General features: G+C 71.2%; 14 protein-coding genes. 6 read left to right on the top strand and 8 right to left on the bottom strand.

The features are described from left to right. The first annotated feature begins 149 nt into the window (after positions 1 to 149). The gene (locus L7N97_RS17035) at positions 150 to 1,385 is read left to right on the top strand and encodes an outer membrane beta-barrel protein (protein ID WP_237479494.1); all 1,236 of its coding nucleotides are present in this window, start codon (positions 150 to 152) and stop codon (positions 1,383 to 1,385) included. 73 nt (positions 1,386 to 1,458) lie between these two features. Beyond that, on the top strand, positions 1,459 to 1,674 hold the full coding sequence (locus L7N97_RS17030) for a hypothetical protein (protein WP_237479493.1): 216 nt from the start codon (positions 1,459 to 1,461) through the stop codon (positions 1,672 to 1,674). Positions 1,675 to 1,684: 10 nt separating this feature from the next. On the opposite strand, the gene L7N97_RS17025 is transcribed toward L7N97_RS17030, so the two are convergent. Continuing rightward, positions 1,685 to 2,029: a DUF6496 domain-containing protein gene (locus L7N97_RS17025; RefSeq protein ID WP_237479492.1), complete on the bottom strand. Its 345-nt coding sequence runs from the start codon at positions 2,027 to 2,029 to the stop codon at positions 1,685 to 1,687. A 77-nt stretch (positions 2,030 to 2,106) separates the two neighbouring features. After that, positions 2,107 to 2,355 carry a hypothetical protein gene (locus L7N97_RS17020; RefSeq protein WP_237479491.1) on the bottom strand — a complete coding sequence of 83 codons (249 nt, stop codon included), beginning with the start codon at positions 2,353 to 2,355 and terminating at the stop codon, positions 2,107 to 2,109. A 150-nt stretch (positions 2,356 to 2,505) separates the two neighbouring features. Between L7N97_RS17020 and L7N97_RS17015 the strand changes: the two genes are divergently transcribed. Together L7N97_RS17015 and L7N97_RS17010 are read left to right on the top strand one after the other, a co-directional pair. Next, a complete protein-coding gene (locus tag L7N97_RS17015) occupies positions 2,506 to 2,865 on the top strand; it encodes a restriction endonuclease (RefSeq protein ID WP_237479490.1) in 360 nt (119 codons plus the stop codon). Positions 2,866 to 3,461: 596 nt separating this feature from the next. Next, entirely contained in the window at positions 3,462 to 4,115 is a 654-nt protein-coding gene (locus tag L7N97_RS17010; RefSeq protein WP_237479489.1) for a hypothetical protein, read from the top strand. 83 nt (positions 4,116 to 4,198) lie between these two features. Here the strand turns inward: L7N97_RS17010 and L7N97_RS17005 are convergent, their stop codons facing one another. After that, positions 4,199 to 4,594 (bottom strand): MAPEG family protein, encoded by a 396-nt coding sequence (locus tag L7N97_RS17005; RefSeq protein ID WP_237479488.1) that lies wholly within the window; start codon positions 4,592 to 4,594, stop codon positions 4,199 to 4,201. A gap of 226 nt (positions 4,595 to 4,820) precedes the next feature. On the opposite strand from L7N97_RS17005, the gene L7N97_RS17000 reads away from it, so the two are divergent. Then, positions 4,821 to 8,105: a transglutaminase family protein gene (locus L7N97_RS17000; RefSeq protein WP_237479487.1), complete on the top strand. Its 3,285-nt coding sequence runs from the start codon at positions 4,821 to 4,823 to the stop codon at positions 8,103 to 8,105. 230 nt (positions 8,106 to 8,335) lie between these two features. On the opposite strand, the gene L7N97_RS16995 is transcribed toward L7N97_RS17000, so the two are convergent. The 4 genes from L7N97_RS16995 to L7N97_RS16980 all read right to left on the bottom strand — a co-directional run bounded on the left by L7N97_RS16995 (position 8,336) and on the right by L7N97_RS16980 (position 11,635). Further along, a complete protein-coding gene (locus tag L7N97_RS16995) occupies positions 8,336 to 8,971 on the bottom strand; it encodes a glutathione S-transferase family protein (RefSeq protein WP_237479486.1) in 636 nt (211 codons plus the stop codon). Between the two features lie 53 nt (positions 8,972 to 9,024). Further along, a complete protein-coding gene (locus L7N97_RS16990; RefSeq protein WP_237479485.1) occupies positions 9,025 to 9,609 on the bottom strand; it encodes an exopolysaccharide biosynthesis protein in 585 nt (194 codons plus the stop codon). A gap of 115 nt (positions 9,610 to 9,724) precedes the next feature. After that, a complete protein-coding gene (locus L7N97_RS16985; RefSeq protein ID WP_237479484.1) occupies positions 9,725 to 10,384 on the bottom strand; it encodes an HAD family hydrolase in 660 nt (219 codons plus the stop codon). Between the two features lie 51 nt (positions 10,385 to 10,435). Continuing rightward, entirely contained in the window at positions 10,436 to 11,635 is a 1,200-nt protein-coding gene (locus L7N97_RS16980) for an adenylate/guanylate cyclase domain-containing protein (protein WP_237479483.1), read from the bottom strand. A 183-nt stretch (positions 11,636 to 11,818) separates the two neighbouring features. On the opposite strand from L7N97_RS16980, the gene L7N97_RS16975 reads away from it, so the two are divergent. Then, positions 11,819 to 12,169: a hypothetical protein gene (locus L7N97_RS16975; protein ID WP_237479482.1), complete on the top strand. Its 351-nt coding sequence runs from the start codon at positions 11,819 to 11,821 to the stop codon at positions 12,167 to 12,169. 120 nt (positions 12,170 to 12,289) lie between these two features. Here the strand turns inward: L7N97_RS16975 and L7N97_RS16970 are convergent, their stop codons facing one another. Continuing rightward, the gene (locus tag L7N97_RS16970) at positions 12,290 to 13,027 is read right to left on the bottom strand and encodes a L,D-transpeptidase family protein (protein ID WP_237479481.1); all 738 of its coding nucleotides are present in this window, start codon (positions 13,025 to 13,027) and stop codon (positions 12,290 to 12,292) included. Between the last annotated feature and the right edge of the window lie 114 nt (positions 13,028 to 13,141).

Below are 13,141 nucleotides of genomic sequence, written 5' to 3'. Positions count from 1 at the left end.
GCGACAGCGCCCCTTTATATTTTCTTTATTGTGATGCACGCCGGCAACGCTTCGCGGGACTTGCCCTCAATTGATACCGTCGCAGTTTACACGGTGGGCCGCGCGGAGGACGATGCGGCACCGCCTCCGGGCCCACGGTCTCCTCCGCCATGACGCTGCGCCGCCTTTCCGCGGGCCTCCTCGCGCTGATCGCCTCCGCGGCGGCGGCCGCGGCGGCCGACATGCCCGCCCCAGCGGCGCCGGCCGCCGGCCCCTGCAAGGCGACGATCGCCTTCCCGTCCTACGGCGGCATCATCGCGCAGAACCCCAACCCGGCCTGCGTGACGGTGCCCGGCCTCGGCGACGTCTACCTGGGCGGCGCCGTCACGGGCTACGCCTTCACGCAGTCGAGCAGCTTCCCGGCCTCGACCACGAGCCTGCCGAGCGACCGGTCCGGCCTCGCCGATTTCTCGAACCTCCAGGCCTTCGTGCAGAAGCCGGACGGCGCCTTCCAGTTCTTCCTGCAGTCCGGCCTCTACACGGTGCCGGTGCTCGGCGCCCCGACGTTCCGCACGCTCGAGGAGACGCGGCTGCTGTTCGGGCCGGTGCCGGTCGTCTACGGCAAATACGCCTTCAACGAGGACTGGTCGATCCAGGGCGGCCGGATGCCGACGCTGATCGGCGCCGAGACGACCTTCACGTTCCAGAACCTCAACGTCGCCCGCGGCCTGCTGTTCGGCCAGGAGAACGCGATCGATCAGGGCGTCCAGGTCAACTACGCGCACGGCCCGCTCACCGTGTCGGCCTCGGGCAACGACGGCTTCTATTCCGGGAAGCTCGACTGGCTGAGCGGCCTCGTGGCCTACAAGATCGACGACGCCCAGACGCTGACCTTCGACGCCGGCGCCAATCTCGGCCGCTCGGCCGTGAGCACCTACGCGACGCCGCTCCTGCAGAACAACTCCGCCATCTTCAACCTGATCTACAGCTACAATCACGGCCCCTGGATCGTGACGCCCTACCTCCAGTTCACGGACGTCGAGCGCGACGAGCGGCTCGGCATCGCGCAGGGGGCCTCGACCTACGGCGGCGCGGTGCTGGCCTCCTACGCCTTCACGGGCCATTTCGCGCTGGCGGGCCGCGTGGAGGCCGAGTCGCAGACCGGCCGGCGCGGCAGCGGCACCACCAGCCTGCTCTACGGGCCGGGCTCCTCGGCGGCCTCGGTCACGCTGACGCCGACCTTCACCTACGACCGCTTCGTGCTGCGGGGCGAGTACTCCCACACGCAGCTCTACGACATCGTCCGGGGCGACGCCGGGGCGGGCGTCACCGGCGCGGGCTTCGGGCGCTACGGCGACAGGACCGGCCAGGACCGCTTCCTGGTGGAGGGCGGCGTCACCTTCTGACGGCGGAGCGGGTTTTCGCCTCATTTCGCGCCGCCCGCCCGTGCCAGGCTGTCCGCCAAACCGGGGGGCGCGCATGGAATTCACCGTCAAGCCGAACGGCGACCGCCTGGATGTCGAGACCGGCGACGGGCGCCGGTTCACCTTCCCCCTGGTCGAGCTCGGCGCGACGCGCCGGCCGCCGCGGCCGCAGGGGAGCGCCAAGGATCTGCCGATCAGCACGCCGCTGCAGGTGCTCGAAGCAGCGCGCCGCGCCGCGGAAGAGTTCGCGGTGCTGAACGGCCTGATCTGACGCGCGACGCCTAACCCAGCAGGGCGTTCTGCAGGTCCGCCTTGGTCATGCGCGAGCGGCCGGGGATGTCGCGGCGCCGCGCCTCGGCGTAGAGCGCGGCCCGCGTGCTCGTGCCCTCGTGCAGGTCCCGGGCGGTCACGCCGCGGCGCTCCTGGCTCTTCGTGCGCCGCAGGTTGCGGCTGTTCGCGCGCTCGTCCACCCGGTCGCTGGCGCCCGCCTCGCTCAGCGCCACCGCGATGGCCTGCTTCGGGTCGGTCACGACCGAGCCGTCCTTCTGGCGCAGCTCGCCGTGCTTGCACTCGTGCATGACGCGCGCGACGGTCTTCTTCTGCGCGTCGGACTGGCGGGCGGCCATGGGCGCGGCCTTTCGTTCCGGGGGCGGTCGACGCCCTTCGGCCGGGGCCGGAGAGCGCCGCTCGGCCCGTGGGGGAGTCAGGCGCCGCGGATCGCGGCGATCACGGCTTCGAGCTTGGCCTTGCCGGCGTCGGTGAAGGCGGCGCGGTCGTCCTTGGTCTTGGCCAGGTCGGCGGCCTCGAGCTCCTTGATGGCCTCGGGATCGGCGGAATGCCCGGCGCCGTCGTGCAGCACGACATCGATCACCGGCTCGCCGGAAGACATCTGGTGGTATGCCGCGAAGGCGAAGACAGCCTTGGCCTTGTCGCTGAGTGTCGTGGACGCCATGGAACGTTCCCCCTGATCGATTGAAGTGGCGCCGGATGAATGCGGCGAGCGGTCGCTTGGTTCGGCGAACCGCATCGACGGGTTGCCGCAGTTGTGCGGGGCCGTCAGCTCACCAGATCAGGCCCATGACGACCCACGACAGCTCCGCCCGTGCGGCGTGACCGCGAAGGCCGCGGGCCACCCCCGCCGCAGGCGCCCCCGGTGTGCCCGCTCTGCGACCGGCCCATCCCGCCCCACGCCAAGTCGAGCCGGCACCACCTCGTCCCCAAGCTGAAGGGGGGCGCCAAGCTCGGGACGGTGCACCTCCATCAGGTCTGCCACAGCGCCATCCACGCCCGGTTCTCGGAAAGCGAGCTGGCGCGCCGCCTCAGCGACGTGGACAGCCTCAAGGCCGACCCGGCCCTGGCGGAGTTCCTGGCCTGGGTGCGGACCAAGCCGGACGACTTCCACGCCCCGACCCGCCAGACGCGGGACCGGCGGGGCGGGCGGACCAGGATGAGGCGCTCCTGACCGCGGGGCCGGGCGGCGCTTCGGCGAGCATCGATCCGCGGACGACGGACCGGCCGCGTGGGCGGAACTGTGCCGCCCGGCCTTTCGGCGCCGGACTTCGACGGTCGACGACCGTCGCGAACGCTTCGGCCTTCCCGAGGGTGCAAGCATGCGGGCTGCCGGAGCACGGCCGACACCGCTCGCGGTCCCGCAGGCCTTCACGGCGCGGCCGGACGTCGACGAACCCTCGGGCAGGGAATTCTTGCCCCTGCCGCGTCGGGACTTCGCACGCGGGCGGCGGCGACTGTCGAAATCTTCGGCCGGGCACGATCGGGTTTCGAGCGGACGGGCGGCGCATCCCGATCGGGCTCGCGGGACGCACGGACGTCTTCCCCGATCCGATACCCACAATTTTGTTAGGGGTGAGCCCCGAAAAAGATGCGAAGCACGACCCAACAATGCATTCGGCGTCTTGCCTCGATTGAAGATGTCTCATAACGTCCCGGCTCGAAGACTTTCCCGAGACGAAGCGGCGTTGATGGACGTCCCCATCTCTCAGGAGTTCGCCTTTCGATCCAAAAAGTGCAGCCTCGATGAAATTTCAGCCGAAAAGGTTTGTGGTCGAAGTCAAACGCGGGACGAGCCGGGCGTCGTTCGCTTCACCGGACCCGTCGACGGCCAAGTTCAGCAACGCCGAGGCCATGTTGTTCGGCGCTTCGAGCAAGGCCGATACCCAACCTGCCCCTCCCGTTGCGGCCAAGAAACACGCGCCGAGCGGTCGAGTTCTTCGATCCCTGGTCGAACCACCGCCGCCGGTCGTCGAGGACGAGCCACCGCCGGTCCGGCGCGGCCGCAAACCCGGCTCCAAGAACAAGCCCAAGCCCCAGGTCCTCTCGGACGCTCCCGTCATCGACGTCGAGAGGCCGCGGCGGGGCCGCAAGCCCGGCTCCAAGAACAAACCCAAGGCGCCGATCCCGACGGCCTTCCCCACCGCCGCCGCGGCGAGCCAACAGAGCCTGGCGGCCATGCGCAGCTACGGCTTCGCCGACGAGGCCACGGCCGACTGGGCGGCGCCGGCACCGCCCCTCACCGTCGAGCCGCCGGCCCCCGCCGCACCGGCGGCAGCCGAGACCGCCGCGCTGGAGGTCGCACAGCCCCGCACCAGGCTGCGCGAGCGCTCGACCATCCTGAAGCGCTACGTCCTCGGCATCGAGCCGAGCCCCGGCCAGCCGGGCGCGCTCCGCACGCGCCGCCTCCGGCGGGCATCGTGAACCGCGGGCGGGGCGCCCCGCCGCGAGGGCGGTGATCTTCCCCCTGAGCAGGGGGCCTCGTCGCCGGGCGGCCCGCCCCCTCCTCACCCGTGCAGGTCGGCGACGATCACCATGATCAGCCCGGCCAGCGACACCAGCCACACCAGGGACCGCACGTAGGGGATGCCGAAGGCGTAGAGCGGCAGGTAGACCACGCGGGCCCAGAAGTAGAGCGCCACGCCCCAGCCGGTCAGCGCGCCGTCGCGCCCGGCGAGATGCGCGATCAGCACCGCGCCGATGAACAGCGGCAGCGTCTCGAACAGGTTCTTCTGCGCCCGCTGCAGCCGGGCCGTGATCTTGCCCACCGGCGGCCCGTCGTCGTCGCGCGCGCTGGCGTTGTAGGCCGTGCCGGTCTCGATCGTCCGCAGCTGCGAGGGCAGGCCGATGTAGATCAGCGCCAGGACCAGCGTCCAGGCGAGGTAGAACAGTTCGGTCGTCATCGCGCGCGGGATCCTTCGCCATCGAACGGGGTGCGTTGCGGAACGCCGCCGGACCGCTTTGGGTGCATGGCTCGCCTGCGAGCCTCGGCGGCCTGCGAGGACCGCGGTCGAAAAGCTCAATATTTCAGCACGCCGTATGGTTGACGAAGAAAAAGCGGTTCCGTAGGCACCGCCCGAGGCCCGACGGGCATTCCCTCCACACGACAGATCAGCCAAGGAGCCCGCGATGCCGGTGCGCGCCGCGATCAATCACGTCACCGATTATCGCTACGACCGGCCCGTCTCGCTGGGCCCGCAGGTGATCCGCCTGCGGCCGGCGCCCCACTGCCGCACCGAGATCCCGAGCTATTCGCTGAAGGTCAGCCCGACCAGCCACTTCATCAACTGGCAGCAGGACCCGCACGGCAACTGGCTCGCCCGCCTCGTCTTCACGGAGAAGACCGACCACCTGCGCATCGAGGTCGACCTGTCCGCCGAGATGGCGGTGATCAACCCGTTCGACTTCTTCGTCGAGCCCACCGCCGAGATCTTCCCCTTCGCCTACGACGCCGAGACGCGCGCAGAGGTCGCCGCCTACCTCGACGACACGCCCCCCTCGCCCCGGGTGCAGGCCTTCCTCGACTCGATCTCGCGCGAGCCGCGCCGCTCGATCGACCTCCTGATCGACATCAACACCCGCCTGTCGCGCGAGATCGCCTACGTGATCCGCATGGAGCCGGGCACGTACGAGCCCGAGGAGACGCTGGCCAGGAAGTCGGGCTCGTGCCGCGACTCGGCCTGGCTGATGGTGTCGATCCTGCGCGGCCTCGGCCTCGCGGCGCGCTTCGTGTCGGGCTACCTGATCCAGCTCCGCGCCGACATCGACCCCGTGTCGGGCCCGCTCGGCACCCGCCACGACTTCACCGACCTCCACGCCTGGGCCGAGGTCTACCTGCCGGGCGCGGGCTGGATCGGCCTCGACGCCACCTCGGGCCTGCTCTGCGGCGAGGGCCACATCCCGCTCGCCGCGACCCCCCACTACCGCGCGGCGGCGCCGATCTCGGGCGCGCTCGACCAGTGCGAGATCACCTTCGACCACGCGATGGCGGTGACCCGCGTCGCGGAAGCGCCGCGCATCTCGCTGCCCTTCTCGGACGAGGCCTGGGGCGCGCTGGACGCGCTCGGCAAGCGCGTCGACGCGGACCTGCGGGCGCAGGACGTGCGCCTCACCACCGGCGGCGAGCCCACCTTCATCTCCATCGACGACTTCGAGGCGGCCGAGTGGAACGCGGAGGCGGTCGGCCCGAGCAAGCGCGGCCTCGCCGACCAGCTGATCCGGCGCCTGCGGACCCGCTTCGCGCCCGGCGGCTTCCTGCACTACGGCCAGGGCAAGTGGTATCCCGGCGAAAGCCTGCCGCGCTGGGCCTTCTCGCTCTACTGGCGCAAGGACGGGCTGCCGATCTGGCGGGACCCCGCGCTCATCGCGAGCGAGACGGGCCCCAAGGCGGCGCGGATCGAGGACGCGCGGCGCCTGATGAACGCCATCGCGCACCGCCTCGGCCTCGAACACTCCTACGTCCAGCCGGCCTTCGAGGACCCGGCCCACTGGCTGCTGAAGGAGGCGCAGCTTCCCCGCGAGATCGACGCGCTGCAGTCGCCCGTCGGCACCGTCGAGCAGCGGGCCCGCATCGCCCGCGTGTTCGACCGCGGCCTGACGGCGCCGGCCGGCTACGTCATGCCCATCGCCCGCTGGGGCCGCGACTGGGCCAGCGAGATCTGGCAGACGCGCCGCGAGCACATCTTCCTCACGCCCGGCGACTCGCCGCTCGGCTTCCGGCTGCCGCTCGACTCGCTCGACTACGTGCCGCCGGCGCGCTTCCCCTACGCGGCCCCGCAGGACCCGACCGAGCCCCGCGGCCCCCTGCCCGACCCAGACCAGCTCACCACCATTACGGCGTCGCGCGCCGCGAAGCCGCTCCTCGTGCAGCCGGCCGACCACCACCGCGAGGACCCCGAGGTCCGCACCGCCTTCGCGGTCGAGCCGCGCGACGGCCAGCTCTGCGTGTTCATGCCGCCCGTCGACCGGCTGGAGGACTATCTCGAGCTGATGGCAGCCGTGGAGGGCGCGACCGCCGACCTCGGGCTGACGGTCCACATCGAGGGGTACGACCCGCCCTACGACCCGCGCCTCAGCGTCATCAAGGTCACGCCCGACCCCGGCGTGATCGAGGTCAACGTGCAGCCGGCGACGGGCTGGGACCACGCGGTGGAGATCACCCGCGGCCTCTACGAGGACGCGCGCCACGTGCGGCTCGGCGCCGACAAGTTCATGACGGACGGGCGCCACACCGGCACGGGCGGCGGCAACCACGTGGTGCTGGGCGGCGCGACGCCGAACGACTCGCCCTTCGTGCGCCGGCCGGACCTCCTGAAGAGCATCATCCTCTACTGGCAGCGCCACCCGAGCCTGTCCTACCTGTTCGGGGGGATGTATATCGGGCCGACCTCGCAGTCGCCGCGCATCGACGAGGCCCGCCACGACGGCCTCTACGAGATGGAGGTGGCGCTCGCCCAGGTGCCCGGCCCGGAGGAGCCCAATATCCGGCCCTGGATGGTCGACCGGCTGTTCCGCAACCTGCTGGTCGACGTCACGGGCAACACGCACCGAGCCGAGATCTGCATCGACAAGCTGTGGTCGCCCGACAGCGCCACGGGCCGGCTCGGCCTCGTCGAGTTCCGCGCCTTCGAGATGCCGCCGGACGCGCGCATGAGCCTCGCCCAGCAGCTCCTCGTGCGGGCCCTGGTGGCCTGGTTCTGGCGGGAGCCGCTCGACGGGGCTCTGGTGCGCTGGGGCACGTCGTTGCACGACAAGTACATGCTGCCGCATTTCGTCGAACAGGACTTCGCCGAGGTGCTGCGCGACCTCGCGGGCGCGGGCTACGCCTTCGACCCGGCCTGGTTCGACGCGCAGCGCGAGTTCCGCTTCCCGCATTACGGGACAGTGGAATATCACGGCGTCAAGCTGGAGCTCAGGCAGGCGCTGGAGCCCTGGCACGTGCTCGGCGAGGAGGGCTCGTCCTCCGGCACGGCGCGCTACGTCGATTCCTCGGTCGAGCGCGTCCAGGTGAAGCTGTCGGGGGCGACGCCGGGCCGCCACGTCGTGCTGTGCAACGGGCGGCCGGTGCCCCTCGTCGCCACCGGCATCGCGGGCGAATACGTGGCGGGCGTGCGCTTCAAGGCGTGGCAGCCGGGCCGCTCCATGCAGCCCTTCGTCAGGGTGCAGGCGCCCCTCACCTTCGACGTCGTGGACCGCTGGTCGCACCGCTCGGTCGGCGGCTGCGTCTACGGCGTGTCGCATCCCGGCGGGCGGAGCTACGACACCTTCCCGGTCAACGCCTTCGAGGCCGAGACCCGCCGCCGGGCGCGCTTCAGCGGGCTCGGCCACACCAGCGGCACCGTGCCCCTGCCGCCCGAGGAGCGCCCCGGCGAGTTCCCGATGACGCTGGACCTGCGCCGGCCGGCCTGGGTGTGATCGGGATCGAAGGGCCCTCGGCCCTTCGCGCGGGTGCGGGGCGCGCAGCCCCGCATCTCGTACCGGCCAACGGACATGCTGACGCATCTCCGTCGGGTCACGCCGCATGAGCGGGGGCGCGCATTCGCGCTTGCAGCGGTCAAGAGATCTGACCGCTGGCATCAGAGCACCGTCGTCGGGGCGCCGCCCCGAACCCCGGCGAAGGGCCGAAAGGCCCTTCGCGATCCCTTTCAAGCTTCTCCGTAGAACTGCAGCGCCCTGCGCACGCTCGGCCGGGCCTTCATGCGGTCGAAGTGGGCGGCGACGTTGGGCGGCAGCGCCACGTCGACGTCGGGTGCCCAGCGCTCGCAGTAGAACAGCGCCGTGTCGCCGATCGAGAAGCGCGGGCCGCCCACCCAGGTCCGGCCCTGAAGCTCGCGGTCCAGGATGGCGAAGCCCTGCCGCACCATCTCGGTCCCCTCGGCCTTGATGCTCGACAGGCCGAGGCCCGTCTTGTGCAGCAGGTCCTTGGGCTCGAAATCGCTGGCGCGGAGGATGCGGTGGAAGGCCTGCGCGTGCAGCGTGCCGACCGCGTAGTCCATGACCTCGATCATCCGCACGCGGTCCTCGACCGCCTCGGGGATCAGCCCGGCCTGCGGCCAGGTCAGGCCGATCCAGGTCGCCATGGCGCCGTATTCGGTCAGCGACGAGCCGTCGTCGCGCACCAGGAACGGCACCTTCTCCTTCGGATTGATCGACTTGAAGGGCTCGCGCTTCGTGGCGTCGCCGGCGACGTCGAGCTCCTCGGTCTCGAAGGTGGCCCCGGCCTCCTCCAGGAGGACGTGGATGCCGATCGCGCAGGTGTGCCTGCCCCAATAGAGCTTCATGGTGTCCGTCCCCGGTGTGTGTGCCGGGGCAACGGCGCGGTCCGGACCGGGGTTCAGACGAAGTTCCGGATGGCCTCGACCACGCCGTAGATGAAGGAGGCGCTGAGCGCGACGCCGACCGCGCCCGCCACCACGCCGCTCAGCACCAGCACGCCGTCGCGCTCGATCTGGCCGAGGCCGAACAGGCACACGGCGAGGCCGTAGGGCACCTGCCCGACCAGCGGCGCCGCGACCAGCATGCCGATCGACATGAGCAGCAGCAGCAGCGCGGACAGCATCGCGGCGAGGCGCGGCTCGAACACCGACAGGCGCGGCCGCGACCAGCGCTCCAGCCGGCTCACCACGGGCAGGGCGCGCTTGACGGCGCGCAGCACGTCCGACCGCGCCACCGAGCCGCGCAGCACCACCCCCGGAAACCAGGGCTCCGGCCGCCGCACCAGCATCTGCAGGGCGATCATGATGAGCAGCAGCGCCGAGATCGTGGGGATCGGCGGCGGCATGGGCAGGCAGTTGGGCAGGCCCAGCAGGACCACCAGGATAGCGAATGAGCGCTCGCTCAGTATGGCGAGGATGTCTCGGAAGCTGATGCGCTCCTCAGGCTCGGCGGCGAGCAGTACGAGAACCTGGGACAACCGCATCTGGACCGTCGAGGCCTTTCCCGCGCGAGAACCGTGCCAGAAATAACGCCGCTGACCCGCAAAAGGAAGCACGGCATGGCTGCTCACGCGCCGATGCGGGGCCTCGGCGGCGCGTTCAGAGGCCGAGGCGGCCGGCGAGGAAGCCGGTGAGCTGCGGATCGCGGTAGTCGCGGATCAGCAGCGCCGCGCCGCGCGCCTTGAGCCCGTTCTCGTCGAGGGGCGGGCTGATGCCGACCACCGGCAGGCCGGCCGCCACGGCGGAGGCGACGCCCGATCCCGAATCCTCGAACGCCACGGTGCGGGCGAGGTCGCCGCCGATCATAGCCGCGGCGGTGAGGTAGGGCATGGGATGGGGCTTCGGGCTCGCGACCTCGTCGCCGGCCACCACCGCCCTGACGCGGCCGCGGATGCCGAGCGCCTCGAGCACGAGCTCGGCGTTGGCGCGCGGCGCGTTGGTGACGACCGCGTAGGGCACGCCGCGGTCATCGGCCCAGGCGAGCAGGTCCATCAGGCCCTCGGCGGGGTCGACGTCGGTGACGAGCGAGCGGTAGCGCTCTTCCTTGCTGTCCATGACGGCCGCGTGATCCGCCCTCGGCACGTGCGGCAGGAAATGCGCCGCGATGGCGGAGTTGGGCTGCCCCATGATGAAGTGCCGGTAGTCCTCCCAGGTCAGCGCGACGCCGTGCGGCGACAGCACGGTCTGGAAGGCCGAGAAATGGAGGTGCTCGGTGTCGATGAGCGTCCCGTCCATGTCGAAGAGCAGGGCTGGTGTCATGGCCGGGAAGCTACAGGGGACGGCGCCGGAAGGCGAGACGGGGGAGCCGGATCAGCGGGCCGCATCTTCCGCGAAGGTGTAGACGTCGAGCGGCTGGCCGACGCCGCGCAGCGGGAAGGACCCCAGGCGCCTCAGGCTCGCGCCGCAGCGCGTGTGCTCGACGAAGGCGGCGGAGAAGAGCGCCGTCGCGCCGACCTCCTTGGTCAGCGTTTCGAGGCGCGACGCGATGTTGACGGCCGGGCCGATCACGGTGAAGTCGAGCCGCTTCCGCGAGCCGATGTTGCCGTACATCACGTCGCCGTAGTTCACGCCGACCCCGTAGCCGAGCGGCTCCCGCCCCTCCGCGATGCGCCGGACGTTGAGGTCCGCCATGGCGGCGCGGATGCCGGCGACGGCCGCGATGGCGGCCTGCGCGTCGTCCGGGAAGATGGCGAGCAGGCCGTCGCCCATGAACTTCAGGATCTCGCCGCCGTGCGCCTCGATGGGCTCGGACAGCGCGTCGAAATAGTCGTTGAGCAGGGCGATGACGTCGTCGCGCGGCCACAGGTCGGAGATGGCCGTGAAGCCGCGCAGGTCGACCACCACGATGGCGGCCTCCACCGTGAAGCCCGAGCCGCGCCGCGTCGCGCCGTTCAGGATGGCCTCGCCCGCGTGGGGGCCCACGTAGGTGTCGAGCAGGGTGCGGGCGAGGCGGTTCTTGACGCGCACGTCCGCCACGAGGGCCAGGGCCGGCATGAGATCGGCCAGCAGGGCGACGTCCGCCTCGGCGAAGCCGCCCGGCCGGTCGGTGGCGAAGGTGACGACGTTGCGCCGACCCAGCGTGAAGCGCAGCGGCCAGGCGACGTAGTCGGTCACGCCCTCGTCGCGGAGGTCGGCGTAGAGCGGGTAGGGATCGTCGGCCGGGTCGGTCGCCCAGAGCCGGGCCCGAATCTCCGGCGCGCCCTCGTGGATGTCGTGCGTCGGGCTGACGAGGTAGCTCGGGCCGAGCCGGGCGTCGAAGCCGGCCATGCGCGCCTCGACGTCGGCGGCGCCGCGCCGCCACAGGACGCGGACCCCGGCCCATTGCGGGTTGTCGATCTGCAGGATCATCACGGCCCGCAGCAGCGGCAGCCCCGCGGCTTCGAGCCGCCGGCAGAGTTCCAGGAAGACGCGGTCGAGGAAGCGCTCGCCCGTCGTCTCGTTGACGAGCCAGTCCAGCGTCGGATCACGCCGCGCGGGCCAGAGGGTCGCGTCGATCGACTCGTGGGTCATGGCACTCGTCCCCGTGTGCGCTGCATCATAAAGGATGGGGACGACGGGTGCGCGACGACAAGCTCAAAAAAACGCGCCCGCGGCGACTCTGCGGCTTCTCGCCCTGCAACATTCGGGCGCTCCGGGACTTGTGCGCTGGAGCGCCGCCGACGACGGGCGGCCGTGATCCCGAGGAGCGATCCGATGCCCCAGTTCGACGCGACCATCAAGCACATCAAGGACGGCGTGAAGGGCTTCACCGTCAAGGCGGCGGTGACCAACATCGAGGGCTGGGAGGCCACCCTCGAGAAGTCCGAGACCCCCGGCGTGAAGACGCTGGTCAAGGACCTCGAGCACCTCAAGAAGCTGATCCAGGACGAAAAGCCCAAGGGCGACCAGATCAAGAAGCTCCTGGCCAAGCTCGGCAAGGAGACCGTGACCTTCGCGGGCAAGTCCGAGGGCAAGAACGCCGAGAAGGCCAAGGCGCTCGGCGAGGCGCTGGCCCACATGGCCGACGCCCCCGAGGAGAAGGAAGAGGCCGCCAAGGCCGAGTGAGCGCCTCGCTCACCGCCCGACCGGGACGGCCCGCCGGAGCGATCCGGCGGGCTTTTTCGTGGGCGCATGCGGCCGAGGGCGGGTCGAGGCCGTCGTCCCGACCCCGGCCGCCCGCCCGGTTCACACCGTCGAGCAGGCGCCGCCGCCGGGCGCGGGGGCGCCGTCCGGCGCCACGACGTAGCGGTGGTCGCAGACGGCGACCTGGGGCGGGCGCCGCGTCGCGTCGAAGGCGTCGCTGCCGCTCTTCAGCATGGCCCAGAAGGGCGCGTTGGGGTCGTCGCGGTGCTTCTCCATGTTGGCCTCCGTCATGCGGAACGGCAGCGCCTGGAGCGAGATCGCGGTCTGGCCGCCCGCGAAGGCCTCGTGGGCGAGGCCGTAGATCTCCTCGATCTCGCGGTTGGTCATGGCGTAGCAGCCGACCGAGCGACAGCCGCCGTGCACCATCAGCGAATCCCCGGTGCGGCCGAGCGAGCGGTCGAAGGCGTTGGGATAGCCGACGTTGAAGGACAGGTACTCGCGCGAATGCGGGTTCATCTGGTTCGGCGCGACCGAGTAGAAGCCTTCCGGCGCCTGGTGGTCGCCGTAGGCCTTCTTGGGGCCGAGCCCGCCCGAGTAGTGGCACACCGGATAGCTCTTCAGCGGCCGGTAGCGGCCGGTGCGGTCCTCCTTCCAGATCTCCAGCGCCGAGTCTTCCTTGATGATGCGGATGAAGATCGGCGCGCCGCGGTCCATGTTCTCGGACTGCATCAGCGCGACGGTGTCGGGATAGACGGAGCCGATGTTGACGCGCTCGGCCAGGTCGCCAGCGCAGCCGGCGAGCGCGAGGGCGCACAGGAGCGCCGACAGGAGGCGGGACACGATACGCTTCACGGCCTGACGGAACCTCGCGCGGGGGCTGGACGGTCCGCCACCCTGCCCGCGGAGCGCGGGCGGAATGTGGCGCGGGGCCGACGATGGACCGGGATGGTGAAC

Source organism: Lichenibacterium dinghuense, from assembly GCF_021730615.1.
In the GTDB taxonomy this organism is placed as follows: Bacteria; Pseudomonadota; Alphaproteobacteria; order Rhizobiales; family Beijerinckiaceae; genus Lichenihabitans; species Lichenihabitans dinghuensis.
This window is presented reverse-complemented; position numbering and strand designations above follow the sequence as displayed.

What these genes read in the sequence shown, in the direction of transcription:
- L7N97_RS17020 (WP_237479491.1), bottom strand. Translation starts at nt 2,355, where the DNA reads ATGGCGTCCACGACACTCAGCGACAAGGCCAAGGCTGTCTTCGCCTTC.
- L7N97_RS16990 (WP_237479485.1), bottom strand. Translation starts at nt 9,609, where the DNA reads ATGCGGTTGTCCCAGGTTCTCGTACTGCTCGCCGCCGAGCCTGAGGAG.
- L7N97_RS17005 (WP_237479488.1), bottom strand. Translation starts at nt 4,594, where the DNA reads ATGACGACCGAACTGTTCTACCTCGCCTGGACGCTGGTCCTGGCGCTG.
- L7N97_RS16980 (WP_237479483.1), bottom strand. Translation starts at nt 11,635, where the DNA reads ATGACCCACGAGTCGATCGACGCGACCCTCTGGCCCGCGCGGCGTGAT.
- L7N97_RS16995 (WP_237479486.1), bottom strand. Translation starts at nt 8,971, where the DNA reads ATGAAGCTCTATTGGGGCAGGCACACCTGCGCGATCGGCATCCACGTC.
- L7N97_RS17000 (WP_237479487.1), top strand. Translation starts at nt 4,821, where the DNA reads ATGCCGGTGCGCGCCGCGATCAATCACGTCACCGATTATCGCTACGAC.
- L7N97_RS16985 (WP_237479484.1), bottom strand. Translation starts at nt 10,384, where the DNA reads ATGACACCAGCCCTGCTCTTCGACATGGACGGGACGCTCATCGACACC.
- L7N97_RS17030 (WP_237479493.1), top strand. Translation starts at nt 1,459, where the DNA reads ATGGAATTCACCGTCAAGCCGAACGGCGACCGCCTGGATGTCGAGACC.
- L7N97_RS17025 (WP_237479492.1), bottom strand. Translation starts at nt 2,029, where the DNA reads ATGGCCGCCCGCCAGTCCGACGCGCAGAAGAAGACCGTCGCGCGCGTC.
- L7N97_RS17035 (WP_237479494.1), top strand. Translation starts at nt 150, where the DNA reads ATGACGCTGCGCCGCCTTTCCGCGGGCCTCCTCGCGCTGATCGCCTCC.
- L7N97_RS16975 (WP_237479482.1), top strand. Translation starts at nt 11,819, where the DNA reads ATGCCCCAGTTCGACGCGACCATCAAGCACATCAAGGACGGCGTGAAG.